This is a genomic window from Cryobacterium sp. AP23, from assembly GCF_054075385.1.
The window spans coordinates 2,149,402-2,172,030 of record NZ_CM133415.1; the positions used below are offsets into that span (position 1 = coordinate 2,149,402).

Annotated in this window: 20 protein-coding genes and 3 tRNA genes; 9 read left to right on the forward strand and 14 right to left on the reverse strand. The window is 68.5% G+C overall.

Going from position 1 to position 22,629, the window contains the following annotated elements; all coding sequences use genetic code 11:
• Window positions 1-12: 12 nt before the first annotated feature.
• The 8 genes from ACU5E9_RS10185 to tilS all read right to left on the reverse strand — a co-directional run bounded on the left by ACU5E9_RS10185 (window position 13) and on the right by tilS (window position 6,601).
• Entirely contained in the window at window positions 13-504 is a 492-nt protein-coding gene (locus ACU5E9_RS10185; RefSeq protein WP_456809800.1) for a DUF3180 domain-containing protein, read from the reverse strand.
• Window positions 501-1,058 carry a 2-amino-4-hydroxy-6-hydroxymethyldihydropteridine diphosphokinase gene (gene folK / locus ACU5E9_RS10190; RefSeq protein WP_456809801.1) on the reverse strand — a complete coding sequence of 186 codons (558 nt, stop codon included), beginning with the start codon at window positions 1,056-1,058 and terminating at the stop codon, window positions 501-503. The genes ACU5E9_RS10185 and folK overlap by 4 nt, the downstream gene beginning before the upstream one ends.
• Window positions 1,055-1,495, reverse strand: a complete 441-nt coding sequence (folB, locus tag ACU5E9_RS10195; protein ID WP_456809802.1) for a dihydroneopterin aldolase — start codon at window positions 1,493-1,495, stop codon at window positions 1,055-1,057. The genes folK and folB overlap by 4 nt, the downstream gene beginning before the upstream one ends.
• On the reverse strand, window positions 1,492-2,298 hold the full coding sequence (gene folP / locus ACU5E9_RS10200) for a dihydropteroate synthase (protein ID WP_456809803.1): 807 nt from the start codon (window positions 2,296-2,298) through the stop codon (window positions 1,492-1,494). Before folP ends, folB begins: the two co-directional genes overlap by 4 nt.
• A 13-nt stretch (window positions 2,299-2,311) precedes the next feature.
• A complete protein-coding gene (folE, locus tag ACU5E9_RS10205; RefSeq protein ID WP_456809804.1) occupies window positions 2,312-2,881 on the reverse strand; it encodes a GTP cyclohydrolase I in 570 nt (189 codons plus the stop codon).
• Window positions 2,882-2,891: 10 nt separating this feature from the next.
• A complete protein-coding gene (ftsH, locus tag ACU5E9_RS10210) occupies window positions 2,892-4,904 on the reverse strand; it encodes an ATP-dependent zinc metalloprotease FtsH (protein ID WP_456809805.1) in 2,013 nt (670 codons plus the stop codon).
• A gap of 118 nt (window positions 4,905-5,022) precedes the next feature.
• Complete coding sequence (gene hpt / locus ACU5E9_RS10215; protein WP_441648794.1) at window positions 5,023-5,583, reverse strand: hypoxanthine phosphoribosyltransferase; 561 nt, start codon at window positions 5,581-5,583, stop codon at window positions 5,023-5,025.
• Window positions 5,570-6,601 carry a tRNA lysidine(34) synthetase TilS gene (gene tilS / locus ACU5E9_RS10220; protein ID WP_456809806.1) on the reverse strand — a complete coding sequence of 344 codons (1,032 nt, stop codon included), beginning with the start codon at window positions 6,599-6,601 and terminating at the stop codon, window positions 5,570-5,572. The genes hpt and tilS overlap by 14 nt, the downstream gene beginning before the upstream one ends.
• A 46-nt stretch (window positions 6,602-6,647) precedes the next feature.
• Here tilS and ACU5E9_RS10225 point away from each other — a divergent pair, with 46 nt between their 5' ends.
• Window positions 6,648-7,139: an inorganic diphosphatase gene (locus tag ACU5E9_RS10225; protein WP_456809807.1), complete on the forward strand. Its 492-nt coding sequence runs from the start codon at window positions 6,648-6,650 to the stop codon at window positions 7,137-7,139.
• A gap of 89 nt (window positions 7,140-7,228) precedes the next feature.
• On the opposite strand, the gene ACU5E9_RS10230 is transcribed toward ACU5E9_RS10225, so the two are convergent.
• Window positions 7,229-8,710, reverse strand: coding sequence for a C40 family peptidase (locus ACU5E9_RS10230; RefSeq protein WP_456809808.1), 1,482 nt, complete (start codon window positions 8,708-8,710; stop codon window positions 7,229-7,231).
• Window positions 8,703-10,139, reverse strand: a complete 1,437-nt coding sequence (locus ACU5E9_RS10235) for a peptidoglycan DD-metalloendopeptidase family protein (protein ID WP_456809809.1) — start codon at window positions 10,137-10,139, stop codon at window positions 8,703-8,705. The genes ACU5E9_RS10230 and ACU5E9_RS10235 overlap by 8 nt, the downstream gene beginning before the upstream one ends.
• Before the next feature lie 315 nt (window positions 10,140-10,454).
• Between ACU5E9_RS10235 and ACU5E9_RS10240 the strand changes: the two genes are divergently transcribed.
• The 4 genes from ACU5E9_RS10240 to ACU5E9_RS10255 all read left to right on the forward strand — a co-directional run bounded on the left by ACU5E9_RS10240 (window position 10,455) and on the right by ACU5E9_RS10255 (window position 11,736).
• Window positions 10,455-10,527: transfer RNA gene (locus tag ACU5E9_RS10240), tRNA-Glu, on the forward strand.
• Window positions 10,528-10,595: 68 nt separating this feature from the next.
• Window positions 10,596-10,672: transfer RNA gene (locus ACU5E9_RS10245), tRNA-Asp, on the forward strand.
• A 67-nt stretch (window positions 10,673-10,739) separates the two neighbouring features.
• A tRNA-Phe gene (locus tag ACU5E9_RS10250) sits at window positions 10,740-10,812 on the forward strand.
• Between the two features lie 132 nt (window positions 10,813-10,944).
• A complete protein-coding gene (locus tag ACU5E9_RS10255) occupies window positions 10,945-11,736 on the forward strand; it encodes a transglutaminase-like domain-containing protein (protein ID WP_456809810.1) in 792 nt (263 codons plus the stop codon).
• A 24-nt stretch (window positions 11,737-11,760) separates the two neighbouring features.
• On the opposite strand, the gene ACU5E9_RS10260 is transcribed toward ACU5E9_RS10255, so the two are convergent.
• Genes ACU5E9_RS10260 through ACU5E9_RS10270 form a run of 3 tightly spaced genes read right to left on the reverse strand, consistent with a single transcriptional unit; the run spans window position 11,761 to window position 14,841 of the window.
• Window positions 11,761-12,780, reverse strand: a complete 1,020-nt coding sequence (locus tag ACU5E9_RS10260) for a TolB family protein (protein ID WP_456809811.1) — start codon at window positions 12,778-12,780, stop codon at window positions 11,761-11,763.
• Window positions 12,777-14,105, reverse strand: coding sequence for an MFS transporter (locus ACU5E9_RS10265; protein ID WP_456809812.1), 1,329 nt, complete (start codon window positions 14,103-14,105; stop codon window positions 12,777-12,779). Before ACU5E9_RS10265 ends, ACU5E9_RS10260 begins: the two co-directional genes overlap by 4 nt.
• Window positions 14,059-14,841 carry a hypothetical protein gene (locus ACU5E9_RS10270; protein ID WP_456809813.1) on the reverse strand — a complete coding sequence of 261 codons (783 nt, stop codon included), beginning with the start codon at window positions 14,839-14,841 and terminating at the stop codon, window positions 14,059-14,061. The genes ACU5E9_RS10265 and ACU5E9_RS10270 overlap by 47 nt, the downstream gene beginning before the upstream one ends.
• A 362-nt stretch (window positions 14,842-15,203) precedes the next feature.
• Here ACU5E9_RS10270 and ACU5E9_RS10275 point away from each other — a divergent pair, with 362 nt between their 5' ends.
• From ACU5E9_RS10275 to ACU5E9_RS10290, 4 genes are read left to right on the forward strand one after another with little or no spacing between them, the layout of a single operon-like run.
• Window positions 15,204-15,788 carry an acyltransferase gene (locus ACU5E9_RS10275; protein WP_456809814.1) on the forward strand — a complete coding sequence of 195 codons (585 nt, stop codon included), beginning with the start codon at window positions 15,204-15,206 and terminating at the stop codon, window positions 15,786-15,788.
• Between the two features lie 44 nt (window positions 15,789-15,832).
• A complete protein-coding gene (locus tag ACU5E9_RS10280; protein ID WP_456809815.1) occupies window positions 15,833-17,188 on the forward strand; it encodes a glycosyltransferase family 4 protein in 1,356 nt (451 codons plus the stop codon).
• Window positions 17,189-17,193: 5 nt separating this feature from the next.
• Window positions 17,194-19,068 (forward strand): asparagine synthase (glutamine-hydrolyzing), encoded by a 1,875-nt coding sequence (gene asnB, locus ACU5E9_RS10285; protein ID WP_456809816.1) that lies wholly within the window; start codon window positions 17,194-17,196, stop codon window positions 19,066-19,068.
• 7 nt (window positions 19,069-19,075) lie between these two features.
• Window positions 19,076-20,956 carry a glycosyltransferase gene (locus tag ACU5E9_RS10290; protein WP_456809817.1) on the forward strand — a complete coding sequence of 627 codons (1,881 nt, stop codon included), beginning with the start codon at window positions 19,076-19,078 and terminating at the stop codon, window positions 20,954-20,956.
• 168 nt (window positions 20,957-21,124) lie between these two features.
• On the opposite strand, the gene ACU5E9_RS10295 is transcribed toward ACU5E9_RS10290, so the two are convergent.
• A complete protein-coding gene (locus ACU5E9_RS10295; protein ID WP_456809818.1) occupies window positions 21,125-22,621 on the reverse strand; it encodes a DUF4082 domain-containing protein in 1,497 nt (498 codons plus the stop codon).
• Window positions 22,622-22,629 lie beyond the last annotated feature (8 nt).

The window sequence follows — 22,629 nt, forward strand, 5'->3', positions numbered from 1 at the left end:
CCGCCGACGTGGTCAGGCACGGGCTGCTCCGCCATTGTTAGCTCCCCCAGTGTTGTGGTCGTTGTCGTCGTCGGGCGGCAGCGTGCAGAAATGCTCCGCGATGAGACCGCCCACGAGGAGGATCACGGCGCCGAGCGCCATCCCGATCGCGAGCCACAACGATGTTACCGCCGGGACCACCGACCGGGTGAGGATGAAGGCCACGATGCCCAGCCCGAGCCCGAGCAGGAGTGCGCTGCTCAGGCTGGACGCCTTGGCGAGCAGGGCGACGCGCATGGCCCGGAACGGGTCGACACGTTTGGTGGAGCGGCCCCGGGTGGCCTGGCGGATGGGCCAGGCCAGGGCGACGAGGATCACCGCGATCAGGATCAGCGCCAGCGGCAGGGTGAACGGCGGCACGATGATCGGTGCGCTCCAGGCCGTCGCCGCCAGTTCGACCAGGAACCCGACGACGAGCCCGGCCAGGCCGAGGGCGATGAGCGGTGTCGGCTGGGTGCGCTTCATCGGCGGGGCTCCTCCGGACCGTTCTGGGCGACCTCGGTGTGTGCGGGGTCTGTACTCGCGGTCACCGGATGCGCCCTGGCGGTGCGGGCGGCGACGGCGAGGAGCTCGCGCACCCGGCCGCGGCCGGGCAGCTCGGCTTCCGGGTCGATGTCGGCCCAGGGCGCAAGGACGAAGTCGCGGTCGGCCGCGCGCGGGTGCGGCAGGGTGAGCCGGTCATCGTCGATCCGGAGGTCGCCGATGCTGATCAGGTCGATGTCCAGGGTGCGGTCGCCCCAGCGTTCATCGCGCACCCGGCCGTGGTCGTTCTCGATGCCGTTGACGGCGTCGAGGAGTGCATGCGGGTCCCCGCCCCAGCGCACGGTCACGACGAGGTTGAGGTAGCCGGGCGCGGAGAGGTCCACCCCGTCCGGCTTGACGGCGTCGGACGCGTACACCGGCGAGACCGCGGTGAGGGTCACGCCCGGAACCTCGGCGATGGCGCGCACGGCCGCGGCCAGCGTGGCCTCGCGGTCACCGAGGTTGCTGCCCAGCGCGAGCACGGCCGTTGCGGTCATGCTCGGCTCCCCTCAATCGGTGCTCGTTCACTCTGCCCGCGTTCACTCTGCACACGTTTAATCTGCAGGCGTTCAATCTGCTCGCGTTCAATCTGCACCGACACATCCGTGAAGGGAATCTCGATGGGCGCCTGCGGTTTGTGCACGGTCACCCGTACCCGCTCCGCGGCCTGATGCGTGAGCACCACGTCGGCGATGCGCTCGGCCAGCGTCTCGATCAGGTCGACCGGGTCGCGCCGCACGGCGTCGGCGATCTCCACCGCGAGTTCGCCGTAGTGGATGGTGCCGGCGAGGTCGTCACCGGCCGCGGCGGCGGCGAAATCGAGCCAGACCGTGACGTCGATCACGAACTCCTGCCCGTTCTCGCGTTCGAAGTCGAAGACGCCGTGGTGTGCGGTGATCCGCAGCCCGGTGAGGGTGATCGAGTCGGTGCTCATGACCCTATTCTGGCCGAATCGACCCGGGCCAGCACGTTGAGGGCGGTTCGGGTGCCCGCGACGTCGTGCACGCGCACGGCCCAGGCGCCGGCCTGGGCGGCGAGCACGCTGAGCACGGCGGTCGGCAGGTCGCGGTCCACGATGGCGGCATCGTCGGGGAGCACACCGGCCAGGAATCGTTTGCGGGAGGCTCCGACCATGACGGGCAGGCCGAGTGGAGCGAAGGCGTCGAGTCGGGCGAACACCCGCCAGTTCTGCCCGGCATCCTTGCTGAATCCGAGGCCGGGATCGAGGATGATCTGGCTGCGCTTCACCCCGGCGCCTTCGAGCGCGGCGACGCGTTCGGTGAGTTCCGCCACGACGGTGGCGACCACGTCGTCGTAGGTCGACAGGCTGTCCATGGTGCCGGCGTGTGCGCGCCAGTGCATGGCGATGTACGGCAGGCCGGTGCGGGCGACCACCTCCGCCATGCGCGGGTCGGCGAGGCCCCCGGAGACGTCGTTGATGATGTCGACGCCGGCATCCGCCGACCGTTCGGCGGTCCCGGCGTTGAGGGTGTCCACGCTGGTCATGATGCCCAGCCGCCTGAGCTCGGTGATGACGGGCAGCACGCGGGCCTGCTCGACCTCGGGCGACACCCGGTCGGCGCCGGGGCGGGTGGATTCCCCGCCGACATCGATGAGGTCGGCGCCTTCTGCCCGCAGGTCGACGGCGTGCCGCACGGCGGCCTCGGTGCTCGCCCACCGCCCGCCGTCGCTGAACGAGTCGGGGGTGACATTGAGCACGCCCATCACGAGCGTCATCGTGGCACCCGGGTCACAGGGAACCCCCGATGAGGGTGATGACCTCGGAGCGTGCGGTCGGCTGCGCCAGTTCGCCGCGGGTCGCCATCGTGACGGTGGTGCTCCGCGACTGGCGGGGACCCCTGGTGGTGACGCAGGCGTGGCTGGCATCGAGCACCACGAGCACGCCGCGGGGGGCGAGCCCCGCCTCGAGCGCGTCGGCGATCTCCTCGGTGAGCCGCTCCTGCAGTTGCGGCCGGGCCGCGATCGTGGTGACGACGTCGGCCAGTTTGCCCAGGCCCACAATGCGCTCGCCCGGCAGGTAGGCCAGGTGGGCGGTGCCGAGGAACGGCAGCAGGTGGTGTTCGCAGATGGAGCGGAACTCGATGTCGCGCAGCAGCACCAGGTCGCCGGTGCGGTCACCGACCGGTACCGTGTCGCGCAGGTGGTCGAGCGGGTCCCGGCCCAGGCCGGCGAAGAACTCGGCGTACGCCGACGCCACCCGCTGCGGGGTGGTCAGCAGGCCGGCCCGGCCGGGTTCCTCACCGATGGCGGCGAGGATCTCGGCGACGGCCGCCTCGATGCGTGGCTGGTCGACTCCCACGGGCACCGGTCTACGCTGTTGCTGGGCGTGGTTTGCGGGCCGGGGCGCGCTTGGGCTTGTCGGTTTCGGCACCGCCGCTGGTGACCCCACCGTCGACCGCGGCGCCGTCGATGGGCGCCTTCGGGGCCGGCATGGCGATGGGCGGCACATCGGAGACGGGACGCTTGTCGCTGGAGAGCCACTGCGGGCGCGGCGGCAGCTTCTCGACGCCGGCGAAGATCTCGACCAGGGCGGTCTGGTCCAAGGTCTCGTGCTCGAGCAGCTTCGCAGCGAGGTCGTCGAGGATCGCGCGGTTGGCATTGATCACCGAGTAGGCCTCATCGTGGGCGTTTTCGAGCAGCTGGCGCACCTCGGTGTCCACTCGCTCGGCGAGCCGCTCGGAGTAGTCGCGCTGGTGACCCATGTCGCGGCCGAACATCATCTCGCCGGAGGCCGAACCGAGCTTGAGCGGGCCGACGTCGGACGACATGCCGAACTCGGTGACCATCTTGCGGGCCGTGGCGGTGGCCTTCTCGATGTCGTTCGACGCTCCGGTGGTGGGGTCGTGGAAGATGATCTCCTCGGCGACCCGGCCGCCCATGGCGTAGGCGAGCTGGTCGAGCAGTTCGTTGCGGGAGACCGAGTAACGGTCCTCGAGCGGCATCACCATCGTGTAGCCCAGGGCGCGGCCGCGCGGCAGGATGGTGATCTTGGTCACCGGGTCGGTGTTGCGCATCGCCGTGGCGACGAGGGCGTGGCCGCCCTCGTGGTACGCGGTGATGAGCTTTTCCTGGTCGCGCATCACGCGGGTGCGGCGCTGCGGTCCGGCCATCACCCGGTCGACGGCCTCGTCGAGGGCGCGGTTGTCGATCAGCTGGGCGTTGGAACGCGCGGTGAGCAGCGCGGCCTCGTTGAGCACGTTGGCCAGGTCGGCGCCGGTGAATCCGGGCGTCTTCCGGGCGAGGACCTCGAGGTCGACGCCGGCAGCCATCGGCTTGCCCTTGGCGTGCACCTCCAGGATGCGCTTGCGGCCGAGCATATCCGGCGCGTCAACGCCGATCTGGCGGTCGAAGCGGCCGGGGCGCAGGAGCGCCGGGTCGAGGATGTCGGGCCGGTTGGTGGCCGCGATCAGGATCACGTTGGTCTTGACGTCGAAGCCGTCCATCTCCACCAGCAACTGGTTGAGGGTCTGCTCGCGCTCGTCGTGGCCGCCGCCCATGCCGGCGCCGCGGTGGCGGCCGACGGCGTCGATCTCGTCGACGAAGATGATCGCCGGGGAGTTCTCCTTGGCCTGCTGGAAGAGGTCGCGGACGCGGCTCGCGCCGACGCCGACGAACATCTCCACGAAGTCCGAGCCGGAGATCGAGTAGAACGGTACCCCGGCCTCACCGGCGACGGCGCGGGCGAGGAGGGTCTTACCGGTTCCGGGAGGGCCGTACAGCAGTACGCCCTTCGGGATCCGGGCGCCGACGGCCTGGAACTTGGCGGGCTCCTTGAGGAAGTCCTTGATCTCCTGCAGTTCTTCGATCGCCTCGTCGGCGCCGGCGACGTCGGTGAAGAACACCTGCGGGGTCTCCTTGGAGACCAGCTTCGCCTTCGACTTGCCGAACTGCATGACCTTGTTGCCGCCGCCCTGCATGCCCGAGAGCATCAGCCAGAAGAAGGCACCGATGAGGAGCACGGGCAGCAGGATGCCCAGCAGCGACAGGAACCAGCTGGACTGGGGCACCTCGTCGGTGAAGCCGTCCTTCGGGTCTGCGGCCGTGACGGCGTCGACAACCTCTTCGCCGCGGGGCGTGACGTAGTAGAACTGCACCTGCTCGCCGTAGGTCGAATCGGCCTTGCTGAGGGTGAGGTCGACACGCTGTTCGCCGTCGACGATCTTCGCCTCTGCCACCTTCCCGTCTTTCAGGAAATCCAGGCCCTGCTGGGTGGAGATCTCGCGGAAGCCCGACATGGTGAGGAGGCTCGACCCCACCCAGACGGCGATGACCGCAAGGATGATGTAGAGGAGCGGCCCGCGCAGAAGTTTCTTGACGTTCATGGTGGTCACAGGCTACCGCTCTCGTACTGGGGGAACACCGAGTGTTCGCCCAAAGGTGAACTGGAGGACGTCTCGCGGTGGAGCCTAGTCGCCCGTGGAGGCCATTCTCCGGTGGAGGCTATTCTCCGGTGGAATACACGTGCGGGGCGAGCACGCCGACAGAACGCAGGTTGCGGTACTTCTCCGCGTAGTCGAGGCCGTAGCCGACGACGAACTGGTTGGGGATGTCGAAGCCGAGGTACTTCACGTCGATCTCGACGCGGGCGGCGTCGGGCTTGCGCAGCAGGGCGCAGATCTCCAGCGACGCAGGCCCACGGGACTTGAGGTTCGCCATCAGCCAGGAGAGGGTCAGTCCCGAGTCGATGATGTCCTCGACGATGAGCACGTGGCGGCCGTGCAGGTCGGTGTCGAGGTCCTTGAGGATCCGCACGACACCGCTGGACTGGGTACCGGAACCGTACGAGCTGACGGCCATCCAGTCCATGGTCACGGGGTGCACGAGTTCACGGGCCAGGTCGGCCATCACCATGACCGCGCCCTTGAGCACGCCGACCAGCAGCAGGTCCTTACCGGCGTAGTCCGCTTCGATCTGCCGGGACATCTCGGCGAGCCGGGAGCGAATCTCGGTCTCCTCGATCAGGATTTCGGTGAGGTCGCCGTCAATGTCACGAGGTTCCATGGGAGCGGAAGGGTCCTTTGCTTTGGGTGTGTCGAGGAGCTGAGAATACGAGCGTTCCCCCCTGCCGTTCCACTCTAACGCCTGGCAGGTCGAGCGCATTCTGCCCGTGCCAGTGGGTCACCAGCCGGGCGACGGCGAGGGTGTGGCTGCGTTCGAGGGTCGCCTGGAACTCGCCGGCCGCCACGTGGCGGATCATCCGGTGGCGCAGGGCGGCCGGTTGGGCGGCCAGCGCGGCGACCGACAGGCCGACGCCGCCGGCCGCCGGTGCGCGGCTGTCCGCCACGAGGGCGGGCACCAGGGTGTCGAGGGCGTCGGCGTCTTCGCGCAGCACCTCGGCGGTGCGTGTGAGCGCCTCGGCGATCCCGGGCCCGAGCTCGGCCTCGAGCACGGGCAGCACCCGTTCCCGTGCCCGCACCCTGGCGTACCGCGGGTCGCTGTTCTGCGGGTCGGACCAGGCGTCCAGGCCGGCGTCGAGGCAGGCCTGCCGGGTCTGGACCCGGCGGATGCCCAGCAGCGGCCGCCGGTACGGCCCGCTGGCGGCGGCCATGCCCTGCAGGCTCCTGGCGCCTGAGCCGCGGGCGAGTCCGAGCAGCACGGTCTCGGCCTGGTCGTCGAGGGTGTGACCGAGCAGCACGGCGACCGCCCCGGACCGCTCAAGCGCGGTCTCGAACGCGGCGTAGCGCGCGGTCCGGGCGGCCGCCTCCGGACCGTCGCCGGCGGCATCCGTCACCGTCACGGTGAGGATGTGCACCGGGCCAAGGCCGAGCGCCTTGGCCTGGGCGCCGGCGGCGGCGGCGATGCCGGCCGAACCGCCCTGCAGGCCGTGGTCGACGATCACGGCGCCGGCGGTGAGGCCGGCCCGCGGCGCCTCGAACGCCGTTGCGGCGGCCAGGGCCAGCGAGTCAGCGCCCCCGCTCAGGGCCACCAGGACCAGGCCCGTCTCCGGCAGCTGTTCCCGCACCGCCCGGCGCAGGTCGGCGATGGCCGGCGTCAGTCGCGGGCGGCGGGAAGACTTCATCCAGTAACGTTATCCGCAGACTTCGACATAAGGGAGATACCAGGCCATGGCCGAATACGACGCAGTCATTGAAATCCCACGCGGTAGCCGCAACAAGTACGAGGTGGACCACGAAACCGGTCGGGTCTACCTCGACCGGGTGCTGTACACGAGCTTCGTGTACCCCACCGACTACGGGTTCTTCGAGAACACCCTCGGGCTCGACGGCGACCCCGTCGACGTGCTCGTGCTCCTCGACTTCCCGCTGTTCCCCGGCGTCGGCGTGTCCGTGCGCCCCGTCGGTGTGTTCAACATGACCGATGACGGCGGCTCTGACGCCAAGGTCATCGCGGTTCCCGCGGGCGACCCGCGCTGGGACTACATCCAGGACGTCACCGACATCCCGGAGTTCACCCGCAAGGAGATCGAGCACTTCTTCGAACACTACAAGGACCTCGAGCCCAACAAGTGGGTCAAGACCGAGGGCTGGGGCGACGCCGCTGAGGCCGACCAGATCGTGCGCGACGGGCTCAAGAAGCTCGTCGACGAAGGTCACTGACCCGGACACACAGCTGTCAACGACAGAAGCCGCTTCCCTTCCGGGAGGCGGCTTCTGTCGTTGGTGCTCTCAGATCTGTACGCGACAGGTCAGGACGGCCGGCCCACGTACGGCGCGACCTCGCCCGGCGACCAGATGCTGTGCACCCGCACCGGTGCGGTGGGGTTGGGCGCTTCGAGGATCTGCCCGCCGCCGACGTAGATCGCCACGTGGTAGTAGTTGCCCGGCACTCCCCAGAACAACAGGTCGCCCACCTGCACGTTGGAGAGCGAGACGAGCTTGCCCTGGCTGGCCATGGTGTTGTACTGGTTGGTCGCGGAGTGGGTGCCGATGTAGATCCCGGCCGCCGCGTAGGCGGCCTTGGTCAGACCGGAGCAGTCCCAGACGTCGGGGCCGGAACCGCCGAGTGCATAGGCATCGCCGAGCTGGGATTGCGCGAAGGCCAGGGCGGTCGAGACGGCGGAGGCGCTCGGGGCCGCCGGCGCGACCGCGACGGGGGTGGAGCCGCCGGATGCGGGTGAGCTGGCCGGTTCCTCGGCCGGAGCGGCCGGGGCGGGAGCCGCGGGGGCCGGGGCGGCCGGCGCCGGAGCCGGGGCTTCGGGTTCCGGCTCAGCCGGGGCGGGAGCCGCCGGGGCCGCCGCCTCGGGTTCCGGCTCAGCCGGCGCCGCCGGTGCGGCCGCCACCGGTGCGGCCGGGGCCGAGGTCGCCGCTGGGGCGGACTCCTTGGGCGGGTCGTTGGCGACCGCCGCGGCGGCGGCGGCGGCGGCGGCCTGCGCGGTCGCCAGGGCGGCTGCGGCAGCGGCGGCGTCGAGGCCGGTCTGGTATTCGCGCTCGACCTCGGCGGTGGTGTCCTTGAGCAGCGCCAGCTGTTCGTACAGTTCGGCGGACTTCTTCAGCTCCACGTCGAGGGCAGCCTGGGCGCTCACCGCGGCGACGTTGGCTGAGTCGTACTTCTCCTTCGACTCCTCGCTGAGGCGCTTGCGCTCCGCGGTGGCTGCGGCGGCCTGCGCGATGAGCGACTCCGCGGTGTTCTTGTCCTGCACGGCCTGCCGGTAGATGGTCTCGGACTGCTCGCTGAGCTTGCTGGCGGTGCCGAGCTGGCTGAGCAGGTCATCGGCGGTGTCGCCGTTGATGAACAGGTTGAGGGAGAGGTCCTGGGCACCGGTCTTGGCCAGGTGCGCGGCGATGAGGCCGGCGCGCATCTTCGACGTGTCGGCGGCGGTCTGGGCCACGGCGGACTGCTTGGTCAGGCTTTCCTCGCGGGCGGTGGCGGCATCGAGGTCGTCCTGCGTGATCCGGTACGCCTCGGCGGTCATCTGCGAGGTGCGCGAGGCGGCGGCGGAGGAATCCTGCAGTCCCTCGAGCAGGCCGGTGAGATTCTCGATCTCCGCGGCCTTGGTGGCCTCGCTCTCCTTGGCCTTGGCCACCTCGTCCCAGCTCGGGAAGTCCTCGTCCGCGAAGGCCGGGGCGGCGACGCCGGCGGCGGCCGTGACCGAGCCGATGACGGCGGCCGACAGCATGACGGCCGAGTTGCGCCGGAACCGGCTGGTGGGTGCGGTGTTCTTAGCCAATAGGTACTCCCCTGTCAGACATGAACGGAACGGCGTTGATGCGGTTGCCGCCGGTGCGAACCTCGAAGTGCAGGTGGCAGCCGGTGGAGGCGCCGGTGGTGCCGGAACTGGCGATGTTCTGTCCCACGTCGACGCGCTGGCCCACGGACACGAAGATGCCGCCGTCGCGGATGTGGGCGTAGCCCGTCTCGACGCCGTTGCCGTGGCTGATCAGGACGAAGTTTCCGTAGGTGCCGTAGCGGCCGGCGTACACGACGGTGCCGGTGGCGGCGGCGTAGATCGGGGCGCTGCAGCCGGTGCCGATGTCGGTGCCGTAGTGGTATCCGCCGCTGCACGCGCCGCCGCCGCAGAGCACCGCTCGGGGGCCGTAGCCGGCGGTGATGCGCCCGCCGCCGGGGACCGCCCAGCCCTGGCTGCCGATCCGGCCGCCGGGCAGGCCGGCGCCGGCGGTGCCGGTTGCGGCGCCGCTGGACGAGTAGGACGACGACGCTGAGGCGGCGGCGGCCGCCGCCGCGGCTGCAGCGGCGGCCTGCCTGGCCCGCTCGGCTTCCTCTGCCGCGATCCTGGCTCGTTCGATCACGCCGGCCTGGTACGCCGCGGCGGTGGTGGCCTCGGCGTCCTGCATGAACTGCAGCTGCGCTTCGAGTTCCACGCTCTTCGCCTCGGATTCGGCCAGGGCGCCGGCGGCGGCATCCGCTGCCTGCTGCGCTGCCACCATCGCGGCCTCCGCGGCGATCCGCAGGGTCTCCCGCTCGGCCTGGGCGACGGCGGCCTGGTCGCCGAGCGACTGCGCGGTGTTGTTGGCGGTCTGGGCCTGGTCGTACACATCGGTGCTGCGTTCGACGAGCTTGCTCATGCTGCCGAGCTTGCTGAGGAGTTCATCGGCGCCTTCGCCGCTTTCCTGGCCGTCGATGAACAGGTTCACGCTGAGGTCGGTGCCGCCGGTGCGGTAGAGCTGCGCGGCGAGCTGGCCGGCCTGCCGGGTGGCCGCGTCGGCCTGGGTCTTGCTGGCGTCGGCCTGGGTCTGCAGATCCGAGGCGCGCAGGCTGGCTTCGTCGAACTTGTCCTGGGCATCCTGCAGTTCCAGCCCGCGGGCCTCGGCCTCGGCCTGGGTCCGGGCGACCTCGGCCTGCAGGCCGGCGATGGCGTTCTGGATTTCGGTGACCTGGGCCGCGGCGGCGGCGGTGTTGGACTTCGCGGCCTGGAGGTCTTCCCAGCTGGGGTAGTCGATGGCCATGGCCGGGCTGATCGGGCTGGCGAGGCTCGCGGCCAGGGTGATGGCGGCGACGAAAGCGGTGACGCCCAGTCCCCGTCGGCGCGAGGCACCCGCACGCGGGGTGCCGCGCGGGGTGTGCTGGCGAAGGGTCGGTCGCAGCCGGTGCAGACCAGCCTTGATGCCGTGGCTGATCACGGTTGCCGTGCTCTTCATAACTCCCCGATCGGGCTTTCGTTAGTCACATCCGTCACTGTGGTAACACTCGTCACAATAACAAACCCGGCTGATAGCCCGGGCTCCGCACAAAACCTAACCCGCGCAGGCGCCAAAAGCCGAACCATTTGCGGGCGCGGTGAGAAGCGACACGCCGAGGCGCCGCACGGCTCGAAACGCGTTCAGGCCCGGAATGACGCGGGAGTCGGGCCCTCGGGAGCGCGCGCGGCAAACCGCGGTGCGCGCCGATTTGGGCATTCCGGCTTTTGCATCTTATGATTATGCGTCGGAAGTCATCAGCTTCCGCAGAAGTTCGGCCCCATCGTTTAGTGGCCTAGGACACCGCCCTTTCACGGCGGCAGCACGGGTTCGAATCCCGTTGGGGTCACGTAATACTGTAGGTTGTACAATGCACGAAAAGCAGCACAGCATCACCGCACGAAAGTTTCACAGTTTGGCCCTGTAGCGCAGTTGGTTAGCGCGCCGCCCTGTCACGGCGGAGGTCGCCGGTTCAAGTCCGGTCAGGGTCGCCAAGGCGACAAGCCCTTTCGAAAGAAGGGGCTTTTCTCCTTACAGAAGGTGCTCTCGTAGTTGCCTTCTGGCCCTGTAGCTCAGTTGGTAGAGCGTTCGACTGAAAATCGAAAGGTCACCGGATCGACGCCGGTCGGGGCCACTTGGCCATCTGCGGGCTTCTACCGCAGGTGGCCATTTTTTTATGCCCCGAGCCGGGAGCTAAACACCCAAATGTCCCGGATTCCGGGGCTTTTGTCACGGCTCGCGGGTTGATTTGTGCGACGATCGGTGCATGAAGCGCAGCGCATCCGCACATCTCGAGCTGGAGGCCCTCGGGCCCGCCGAGCTGGTCCTGTCCATCACCGTCGCCGCGGATGCCAACGCCACCGAACTGCTCAGCATCGTGCAGGATGGCGCCCCCCTCTCCTACCGGGAGACCCTGGACCAGCACGGGACCCGCCTGCAGCTCATCTCGGTGCAGGCCGGCCGGGTCGACATCGACTACACGGTCGAGGTCACCGGCGAGTCCGTGGCCCCCGAGGTCGAGGACATCGACATCGTCCGCTACCTCCGCCCGAGCCGCTACTGCGAGTCGGACCACCTGTGGCCCACCGCCCAGGCCGAGTTCCGCGGACTCAGCGGGACCGACCTGCTCACCGCCGTCACCGCCTGGGTCGGGGCGCACCTTGCCTATGTGCCCGGGGCGAGCCTCCCCACCGACGGCGCCGTGCGAACCCTGCTGGCCCGGCAGGGTGTCTGCCGTGACTACGCCCACCTGGTGATCGCGTTCCTCCGCGCCCACGACGTGCCGGCCCGACTGGTGTCGGTATACGCGCCCGGCCTCTCGCCGATGGATTTCCATGCCGTGGCCGAGGCCTACCTTGACGGCGCCTGGCAGGTTGTCGACGCGACCGGGCTCGCTCCCCGGCAGTCGTTGATGCGCATCGCCACCGGCCGGGATGCCGCCGATACCGCGTTCCTGTCGTCGGCGGGAGCCGCTGTACTTCTGAACGTGCTCCGGGTGACGGCCGTCGCTGACGTGCTCCCCCGCGACGACGTGAGCGAGCTGGCGCGGTTGGGCTGACCCCGCCGGAGGGACAGTCTCTGATCAGGGTCTAACAACGGCGGGCGACCAGGCGTGTTCGATGAAAAGTTCCGGAGCGGAGTCTCCGCTCGCCTGGACGGACCAGATGTCACTGTCCCCCGGCGCATCCGCTCTGGGGAGGCCGTAGAGAAGAGTGCTGTCGTCCAGCCACTCGACCTGGTCGTCGACACTGCGGGTCTCCGGCAGCACGGTCTCCCGATTGGTCTCAAGGTCGAGCACGGCAATGGCCCACTGCCCGGCGGGCGCGCCGTCTATCCGGGTCTTGTAGGCCACCGCGGTGCCGTCCGGAGACAGCGACGGGCATTCCGCGTTGCCCCGAACCGCGACAAGGGTGCGGCTGGCCACATCCCCCGTGACCAGCCAGGTCTGCCCTCCCGACGCGGCAGTGGCGTAGAAGGTGTTGTCGTCCGGCGTGAAGGTCACCCCCCAGAAGTTCCGGTCGGCGCTCGTCACCTGCTGGCCGTTCACTGACAGGGCGAAGTCTTCCAGGTCGATCGCGTCTATCGCAGACGAACCATCCAGCGGCGCAATCCTGGTCGCGATGGAGAAACCCACCGTGGCGTACGACTCCCCGGTGATGAACGCGCTGAATGCCACGGAACCCCCGTCGTCCGAGAATCGGGTACGGCTCGGCACCCCGGGCAGCGGCCAGCTACGAATGGGCCGCCAGGAGCCATCGAGCAGGGTTGCCGTGAATGTCGTCACCACCCCACGATCGATGCTCAGGCATAACTCCGCCCCGACGGTGGCGTCGACGCGCTCGCAGGCCACCGGGCTCACGGCCCGAGCGCCGGCCGGGTCGGCCAGCGGCACGTCTGCGACGTAGCCGTAACCCGCGCCCTGGGCAGTGTTGCGGAACAGGACTCTGGCGGCAGTCGACTCGGTGTCGAAGTCCGCGGTGTCGACCGAGCTCGGTGCGTCGCTCGCTGCCCGAAATGCGGCGTACTGCACCGCCCCGAAGCTGACTGCGCCGCCGAGAAGGACACAAGCCGCGGCGGCCACCACCACGTGCTGAATCCTCATGACCTGTTGCGTTCGGCTACGGGTTGCCGTAGCAGCACCAGTCCAATGGGGATCGCGAGACCGATTGCCACGGCGAAGATGGCCAGCGCCATTGCCGGACCCAAGGCGAACCAGAGCACGCCGAACAGCGTGGAGGCTAGGAAGCGTGCCAACGCGACCACGGTCTGGGCGGCCGCGAGACCGCTGGCGGTGCCCCCCTGGGGAGCGACCCCTGCGGCAAGGGCCGCGAGCACCCCATCGGTCGCCGCATAAAAGGTGCCGAGGAGCACCAGGCAGGACACCGTTTGCATCATCCCCGCTATCGGGGCGAGCGCACACAAATAGGCCGCGAGGAGGGCGGCGTGGCCGAGCACGAACATCCGGCCCCTCCCGTACCGATCGGCCAGCCGGCCGAGGGGCACGGCGAGGGCCAGGAAGACGGCATTCGTACCGACATAGAGCAGGGGAAACCAGGCCGCGGCGAAGTCGGTGTTCGACTGCAGCACCAGGTAGATGAACCCGTCTCCAACCGTGCACAGGCCGAACACGCCGGCCACGATGAGCACCTTGCGCAACTCTGGGGCGGCCAGGCTCCGCCACCGGAATGGGGATCGGGCCACACCTCCCGATTCCGCGACATCCGTTCCCGGTCGACGAATCCGGCCGGGGACAAGAACGCCCAGCATCAACACACCCAGCAGGGCACAGGCCGCCGACAGCACGAACACTGTGCCGTAACCGGTGGGGATCAGCAATAGGATGAGGAACGCCAGCAATGGCCCGATGGCGGCGCCGATGGTGTCCAGCATCCGGTGCACGCCGAAAGACCGGCCGAGGATCGCGGGATCCGACGACGCCGTGATCATCGCGTCTCTCGGTGCGGTGCGTAGGCCCTTGCCGAGCCGGTCGACGGCGACGACGCCCACCACAGAGCCGAAACCGCTGGCGAAGATGAGCCACACCCTGGCCATGGCGGAGACACCGTAACCGGCGAATGCAACCCATTTGGGCCGGTCGGTGCGGTCAGACAACCAGCCGCCACCGATCCGCACGATAGCGCTGATTCCCTGGTAGATACCGTCGATGAAGCCGTAGGCGACCATGGTGAGGCCGAGCACGCCCGTGAGGTAGAGGGGCAGAATAGCTGCCACGGACTCAGATGAGATGTCGGTCAGCAGGCTGACGACGCCGAGGCTGACGACGACGGAAGAAACTCTTGTGGCGCCTTTCCCCCTGCTGGACGGCTCGTCCCTTCTGCTCGCGCGGTCGGCGAAAGAGATATACACGGGCCAGTGCCTGTTACTCGGGAGCGACGAGCAAAGCCAGGATGCTGTACCCGCTCCCACCGCTGTCGCTGGGCGTCACTGTCACCGTGACGGACTCGGCGCCGCGGTTGTATTCCCTGGCTGTCGACCCGCCCACCGCCGGAGTGTCGGCCGAGTAAAAACCGTAGGTCGAGAAGGCGGCATCGTATTGGGCGAGCACATCGATTCCCGCCGTCGGGGTGGTCGCGGTGAGAGACGCACGCACGCGTTCGTTGTCTACGGTCACGTCCGACGTGGAGACCGTGGAACGGGTGGCCACGGGGATGCCCGCAGGAAACCCGTCGACAACTTTGTTCTCCGCCGTGGCTGAATCGGGCAGCGGGCCGGTGAGCAGCGAAGGAATCGGAGTGGAGGGGGGCAGGTTAGGTTCCGGTTCTGCGACGTCGGCCTCGGCGGGCGGGATTTCGGTCGCCGGCTCAAGTGGGGTCTCGGCCGCGGCGTCCGGCGGGGTATCCACCGAGGCGTCCGGTGATGGCGTCGGTGCCGGTGCTGCCGGGCCGGGAGTCGGTCCGGCAGCGTCTTCGGGCGCCGCTGACGGGACGGCAGACGGGGACTGAAGACCGGACGAGGGAAGGCCGGTCGAGGTGTCTGCGGGAGGCGTTTCGATGCCACGCTCCGACGGCGCAGTACTCGAACCGGCCGTGACCGCTGTTCCAGACGGCGGGGTGGTGAGGGCGATTCCGATCACCGCCGCGACCAGGACGGCAAGCCCACCCACGCCGGCGGCCATCCGGAGGCGTCGAGTATTCTTGATCACTTTTCTGCCTCGAATCTAAGGTTCGTCGGGTGGGAGCGAGGGCAGCATAACCGGGTTCGCCTCTGTTGGCGGCCCGCGTTCGAGGGACATCCGGGCCTCCTGCCGACGGCAACCGGCACCGAGAGCTGTGCCCCCCGGACGGGTCGCAGCGAGGCCGTTGAGCCCAGGCTACTGTCCTCCGTGAGCACAAATGAGGGTTCGTCACCCTTTGCGTGCTCGGGGGCGGTCACCACCCAGCGGCCCGTCCTCATCCGCTACCTGTACACCCGAAATGCAGGGGACCACGTGAACACGTCTGTGCTGTGCCGACCCCGTCGGCGACAATCTCTTCCCATCATGAGCCCGCGTGCGGGGAACGACTGATGGCTCTCTCGGCCACCGCCGACATCGACCCGACGGCCGAGGTCGGCCCCGGCAGCATGATCTGGCATCTGAGCCAGGTGCGCGAGTACGCCCGGATCGGCCCGGGCTGCATCCTCGGTCGCGGGTCGTATATCGGGCCGGGGGTGATTCTGGGCAAGAACTGCAAGGTGCAGAACTTTGCTCTGCTCTATGAGCCCGCCCTCCTCGAGGACGGTGTGTTCATCGGTCCTGCCGCCGTGCTCACCAACGACCAGTTCCCGCGGGCGATCACCGTCGACGGCGTTCGGAAATCCGCGGAGGACTGGGACCTCGTCGGCGTGACGGTGCGCACCGGAGCATCCATTGGCGCCAGGGCGGTGTGCATCGCCCCCCTCACCATCGGCCGGTGGGCGACCATCGCCGCGGGCGCCGTCGTCACCAGGGACGTTCCCGATTTCGCGCTCGTGGTCGGCGTGCCTGCACGACAGGTGGGCTGGGTAGGCCGGAGCGGCGTTCCGTTGGAGCAAAGCGGGCCCGGATCATTCACCTGCCCCGTCACCGGAGAGACCTACCGCGAACACGAAGGGATCCTGACACTCCTATGATCCACGCAGCTGCACGACAGAAAAAGACGTCGCGCGCGCCGCGCGTGCTGATCATCGTCCAGAACCTTCCGGTCCCCCTGGACCGCAGGGTCTGGCTGGAATGCCAGGCGCTGACCGCCCAGGGCTATTCGGTCTCGGTGATCTGCCCCAAGGGACCACACGACCCGGCCCGTCAGGTCATCGACGGTATCGCCATCTACAAGTACCTGCCGCCGCCGGAGGCGAAGGGCGCGCTCGGCTTCGTCGTCGAGTTCGTTTATTGCTGGCTGCGCACGGCACTCCTGTCCGTTCGCGTCTGGCGGGAGCACGGCTTCGATGTCATTCAGGCCTGCAACCCGCCCGACACGTACTGGGCGCTGGCGTGGTTGTGGAAGCGGCGCGGCGTGCGCTTCGTGTTCGACCACCACGACCTGAACCCGGAGCTGTTCCTGTCCCGGTTCGGCCGCCCCCGCTCCGCTCTGGCACGCGCCCAGTTCAACGGTCTGAAGTGGCTCGAACGGATGACCTTCAGAGTCGCCGACCACGTGATCTCCACCAACGCCTCCTACCGGAACATTGCCGTACGCCGCGGCAAGGTGCCTTCGGAACGCGTCACCGTGGTGCGCAGCGGCCCGGACACCACAGTGATGCGTCCAAAGTACCCGGCGTCGGGGATCCGCCAGCACGCCGGTCCGGTCCTGGTCTACCTCGGTATCATGGGCCCGCAGGACGGTGTCGACCAGGTGCTCACCCTCACCGACGAGCTGGTGAACGCGCGCGGGCGCACCGACCTGCGAGTGGTGATCATGGGCTTCGGCGACTGCCTCGAGGCCCTGAAGGACCAGTGCACGCGCGAGGGGCTCGACCCGTACGTCACGTTCACCGGTCGAGTGGGACCGAACACCATCGCCGAGTATCTCAGCGCGGCCGATATCGGGCTCGGCCCGGACCTGAACACGCCCCTGAACAACCTGTCGACGATGAACAAGACGATGGAGTACATGGCGTTCGCGCTGCCATCGGTGTCCTTCGACCTGGCCGAAACCCGTCTGTCCGGCGGGGAGGCGGCTGTGTACGTCCCTTCCGGCGACATCTCGGCCTTCGCCGACGAGGTCGAACGGCTCCTGGACGACCCGGTGAGGCGGGCAGCGCTCGGCAAGGCGGCACGGCAGCGCGCCGAACAGGTGCTCGACTGGCAGGCCCAGGCCCAGGCATACGTCGGAGCCATCGACAGAGTGCTGAACCGGACCCCGGACCCTGCCCTCAGTGACGCATGGCCATTCACCCGCGGCACGGTGACCGGCGACCCGTCCGCCGTTGCGCTGGACGATCCAGCCGCGTTCGAACGATTCCTCGTCACCCGCGGGCGCCCGGGACACGGCGCCCGTGGCCGCGTGGCCACAACGACGGTGCTGGAGTAGCCCCCGTGTGTGGGATCGCAGGAATTCAGAGGTTCGACGGCGGCTACGTCGATCCGCGCGTCCTGGCCGCAATGGCGCGCACCCTGGCGCACAGGGGTCCAGACGACCACGATGTCTGGTTTGAGGGCGCCGTCGGATTGGCTCACAATCGGCTGTCGATCATCGACATCGCCGGTTCTCGGCAGCCGATGTCCAGCGCCTCCGGGCGCTGGATCATCAGTTTCAACGGGGAGGTATTCAACTACCGCGCCCTGCGGGCGGACCTGAATTACCCGTTCCACACCAACGGGGACACCGAGGTGATCCTCGCCGGGGTGAGCCGCCACGGAATCGGGTTCATCGAGTCCCTCGTCGGCCAGTTCGCCTTCGCCCTGCATGACCGCGAGACCGGCATCACCCACTTGGTTCGCGATCGCCTGGGGGTGCTCCCCCTGTATTACGCTCTCACGCCGGGGCAGCTGGTCTTCGGGTCAGAAATCAAGGCCATCTTCCCCGGGTTGGGTCGGCTCCCCGGGGTCGACCCGGGCAGTCTGGACAGTTACCTCGCCGGCCGATCGGTACCGGCCCCCGACACCCTGTTCGACGGCGTCAGCAAGCTGCCGGCGGGGCACAGGGCCGAGGTCAGCAGGGACGGCAGTGTCGTCGTGAAGCGGTACTGGCGGCCGGCACCGGAGGACCCGCCCGCCAGCTGGACACCCGAGTCGGCCGTCGCCGCGGTCGATGAGGCCGTCACTACCGCTGTGCGGTCGGCGCTGGTCGCGGATGTGCCCGTCGGCGCCTACCTCAGCGGCGGGGTCGACAGCAGCCTGATCGTCGCCAAAGCAGCCGAACTGCAGCCCGGTCACCGGGTGCGCACTTTCGCAGCCGGCTTCGGTGACGCCCGGACCGACGAATTCCGCTGGGCGCGCACGGTGAGTGAGCATGTCGGCACCGATCACCAGGAGGTGCTGGTGCGAGCGGGCGACTTCGAGTCGCTCTGGTCAGAACTCACCTATCACCGCGATGCCCCGGTGTCGGAACCCGCCGACATCGCGGTCTTCCGGCTCGCCCAGGCCGCGCGGCAATCCGTCCGGGTGGTCCTGTCAGGCGAGGGCGGCGACGAGCTTTTCGCCGGCTACCCGAAATATGCGCTTGCCCGGAGCGTTGCCACCGTGGGGCGGCTGCCCGCACCCCTGCGCGCCGGAGTTGCCGGGATACTCGACCATCGGCTGCCCGACCGGATGTCTCGGGCCCGGATCGCGCTTCGGGCCGCCGCGGCCAGCACTCCCGGCGAGCGGCACCGCACCTGGTTCGCGCCGTTTACCGCCGGCGAACGGCGCGAATTGCTCGGCGGTGAGCCCGGACCTGAGCGAGCGATGGCGTTGCCGGAGGGCGACGTCATCCGCCAAATGTTGCTCGCCGACCTGGACGGGTGGCTCCCGGACAATCTGCTGGAACGCGGCGACCGTATGTCGATGGCCGCCTCTCTCGAACTGCGGCCTCCGCTGCTCGACCACCGACTGGTCGATCTGGCTTTCCGGCTGCCGTCGTCGATGAAGGTGCGTCACGGAACGACCAAGTGGGTGCTCAAGGAAGTCGCTCGCCACTACCTGCCCGCGGAAATCGTCGATCGCAAGAAAGCGGGTTTCAGGGTGCCGCTGCGCGACTGGTTCCGGTCAGACTTGCGGGAGTCGATGTGGGACCGGCTGACCGGGACCGATTCGTTCGTAGCGCAGACGTTCGACCGGCGGGCGGTACAGGCGCTGCTTGAACGGCACGAGAGCGGCCGGTTCAATGAGGAGAGCCGCATCTGGACTCTGATGAGCCTTGAGGTATGGCACGAGACGTTCTTCGGTTCGGCGGTGCCGTCCCGCCACTCGGCCGCTCCCGACAGGGTCTGACCTGACCATGACGAACACGGCGAGCACAGCTGCGGAATTGACCGGACGTCCGGCGCCCGCGATCGACTGCGCGATCATCCTTGTGGCCTATGACAGCGATGACGACCTTCCGCGCCTCCTCGATTCGCTGCCGGCCGCAGCGGGCGAGCTGAGTTACGCGGTCGTGATCGTTGACAACAATGCCGAAACAAGCAGATTGCCAAGCCTCGTGGCTCATCGACCCAACGTCACGGTGGTCGATGCGGGTGGCAACCTCGGCTATTCCGGCGGCCTCAACGTGGGGCTCGCAAACGTACCGGCAGCGGAAGCGACGCTCTTCCTGAACCCCGATCTCGTGCTCGGGCCCGGGGCGATCGGTACGCTCCTACAGGCCTCACGCACGGCCGGTGCTGCCGTGCCCGTTGTTGTGGATGAGACCGGAGCCAGGCAGATGTCGCTGCGGAGGGAACCCACGCTGGGCCGCGCCTTGGGTGACGCGTTCTTCGGGGATCGTTGGCCCGCTCGACCAGGCTGGCTGTCCGAGACTGTGCGGCAGCCCGGGGACTACGTGTCCGCCCACGCCGTGGACTGGGCTACGGGAGCGGCCCTTCTGGTGCAAACCCGCCTTATCGGCGACGTCGGTGAGTGGGACGCAGAGCGGTTCTTCCTGTATTCGGAGGAGACGGACTACTGTCGCCGGATTCGCGAAACCGGGGCGTCGGTGCTCTATTGCCCGACAGCGCAAGTCATCCATGCCGGGGGCGGGTCGGGCAGCTCCCCGGCTCTGGACGCCCTCCTCCAGCTGAACAAGGTTCGGTACTTCGGCAAGTGGCACGGCGGACGGGCCAGCGGGCGATTGATGGTCGCGGCGTTCTGGGCCGTTGCAGTTCTGCATGGGCTACTCCGACCGCATGACCCGGGGGCCAGGCTGGCGCTGCGGGCGCTATTCTCCCGCCGCATCCGCGCGGACCTGCCGGGTGCACACATCACCGAAAAATCACCGGGATCGCGGCTGCCGGGCGCGTCTGCCGTCCGGATACTGCCCGGCTCGCACGAGCTGCCCGACCGACCCGACCCGGTCGGGAACGTCATCATCGCGGCCTACAACGAGGAGGCCGTGATCGGCCGCACGCTTGCCGCACTCGGCGACCTCGCCACAGCCGGGCGGGTGCGTGTCATCGTGGCCTGCAACGGATGCACGGACACAACCGCGGCAATCGCACGCGGGTTCGCCGGTGTACGGGTTGTGGAACTCGATCAGGCCTCCAAGGTGCTTGCGCTTCGGGCCGGCGACCTGCTCGCGGGGCCGGGGCCACGCATCTACCTCGACGCGGACGTGGTCATGACGGGGCGCGCAGTGCGGGACACCTCCCGGCTGTTGCAGAGCGGGGTCACCCTGGCAGCCCGACCGCCGGTTCATTTCGACACCGCCGCCGCCGGCTGGCCGATGCGACGGTGGTACGCCGTTCGAGCCCAGCTGCCTTCGATCACCGGCCGGCTGTGGGGTGCGGGCGCCTACGCCCTGTCCGAGTCCGGTCGGGCCCGGTTCGGCGAATTCCCCGAACTGGTCTCAGACGACACCTTCATCGACGCGCTCTTCGCCGATGACGAAATCTCGATAGTACAGACGGAGCCCGTCTCCGTGCGCATCCCCCGCACAACGGCGGACCTGATGAAAATCATGCGGCGTTCGTACCGCACCCAGGCGGAAGTGGTCACCGCGGACGGATCGATCGGGTTATCCGACGGGCAGCGGGGCCAGGCCCGCGACCTGGTCGCGTTGCTCAGACGGCGACCGACGGCACTACTCGATATCGCCCTGTACGTCGCAATCGTGGCTCTGGCCCGTGTCTTGGCCACGCGAGCTCGATACACGACGTGGGAGCGCGATGAGAGTTCACGCACCTGAGCCGCGCTTGGCACAACCTAGGGAGTCAAGAAATCCACGACAGAGGCACCCGAAGCCTGAGCTTCGGGTGCCTCGTATCGTTTTGATCAGCGGGTCTGCTGGCCTACCCTGCTAATGCGGGTGGCTGCTGCACCGCGCCGGCGTTGTGCCGACGCGGGCCCGTGCAGATTAGCCGGGGTTCACCACCGTGCCGTTGGACATGACGTTTCCGGACCACGCGTTTCCGTTGCCGGACGTGTACGAGGTGACGGGGCCGTAGGAACCGCACTTCGGGAACACCGAGGTTCCGAAGGTGTTGTTCGTGAACTTCGAGTTGCTGGCCGTGTTGCCGTTCGTACTCCCGGCGTACAGGCAGTATCCGCCACCGTTGAAGAGGTTACGGTCGACAACCACATTCCGGATGGTTTCCATCTGGCTGTACAGCGCCAGTGAGGCCGAGAAGTTCGGTGCCGAACCCGCATCCAGGCGGTTACCCGTGATGTTGAAGTTGGTGCCGCCGAGGCTGATGATGGCCTCGTTGTGGCTGCCACCGTTTGCCGGGTCTCCGTGCACAACAAGGTCGTGGATCCACGAGTTCTTGATGGTGACGTTGGCTACGAGGCCGGCGCCCTTGCCCCAGCCGCGGATGTTGCAGCCGTCACAGGTGAGGTCGGTGTATCCGACGGCGGGGAAGCCACCGTCAGCGGCACTGTTGTACGGGCCGATGACCTCGACGCGCTGGATGAGCGTGCCAGGGTACTTGCCCGCCGAGTCACCGGTGTCGACTCGACCGGTCACCCTGGAGTTCTTGAGAGTGACGTTAGCTGCGCGAATGAGCACGTCGCCCTTGATGTCGAGACCCTCCACGACCGCGCCAGGCGTCGTGATGGTGATGCTGCCGGACGGCTTCAGCGTGACGCCGGAGGGAACGCCGGTGGTGCTGGCGCTCGGCCATCCGGATGCCGGTGCCGGGGCAGGAGCCGGGGCGGGAGCCGGGGCAGGAGCAGGTGCCGGAACCGCGGTCGGTGCCGGAGCCGGTGCCGTCTCAGCCTTGGGGCTGAAGTCGACGTCAACGAAGTAGTTCGCGGACTCGTAGGTCTTGGTGGGGAAGCCACCGGTGGAGCCGTACTTGTAAAGTCCGTTGTCTCCAGCGGCGGCGGTCAGGGCTCCGCTGGTCTTGGCGGAATTGAAGTAATCGGCCGAGTAAGAGTAGTGGCCCTGTGGTGCGAGGTAGGACACCACGACGGTCTGTCCAGCCGTGACCGAGAGGGGGGTGGCGAGCTTTGCCGTCTGCCAACCGGTGGCAGTTTCATTGGTGAAGGTGGCGGAGGCGAGCTTCTTGCCCGCGATGGACCACACGGTGCCCGTGTGAGTGCCCCCGTTGCCAGCACCCTTATGGAAGCGGATCGCAGAGATCGACCCTGCAGTCGAGGTCTTCAGTGCAACACCGAGTTCTACCGGTTCGCTGTCGGAGACGGCGGCGACGGCGGGCTTGGCGGAGGCAAAGAGACTCGTGGTGGCAGTGGTGGCCTGCGGAACACTGCTGCCCACCTGGGTGTCAGCAGCAAATGCTGCCGTCGACCCCAAGGTGAGGCTGACGGCCACCGCGGCGGCGAATGCCGTGGCGATGGTGGTGCGACGTGTATGCGAGCGTTCCCGCGTACCCGAATGTAGTAACTGCTTCATGGTTCTGA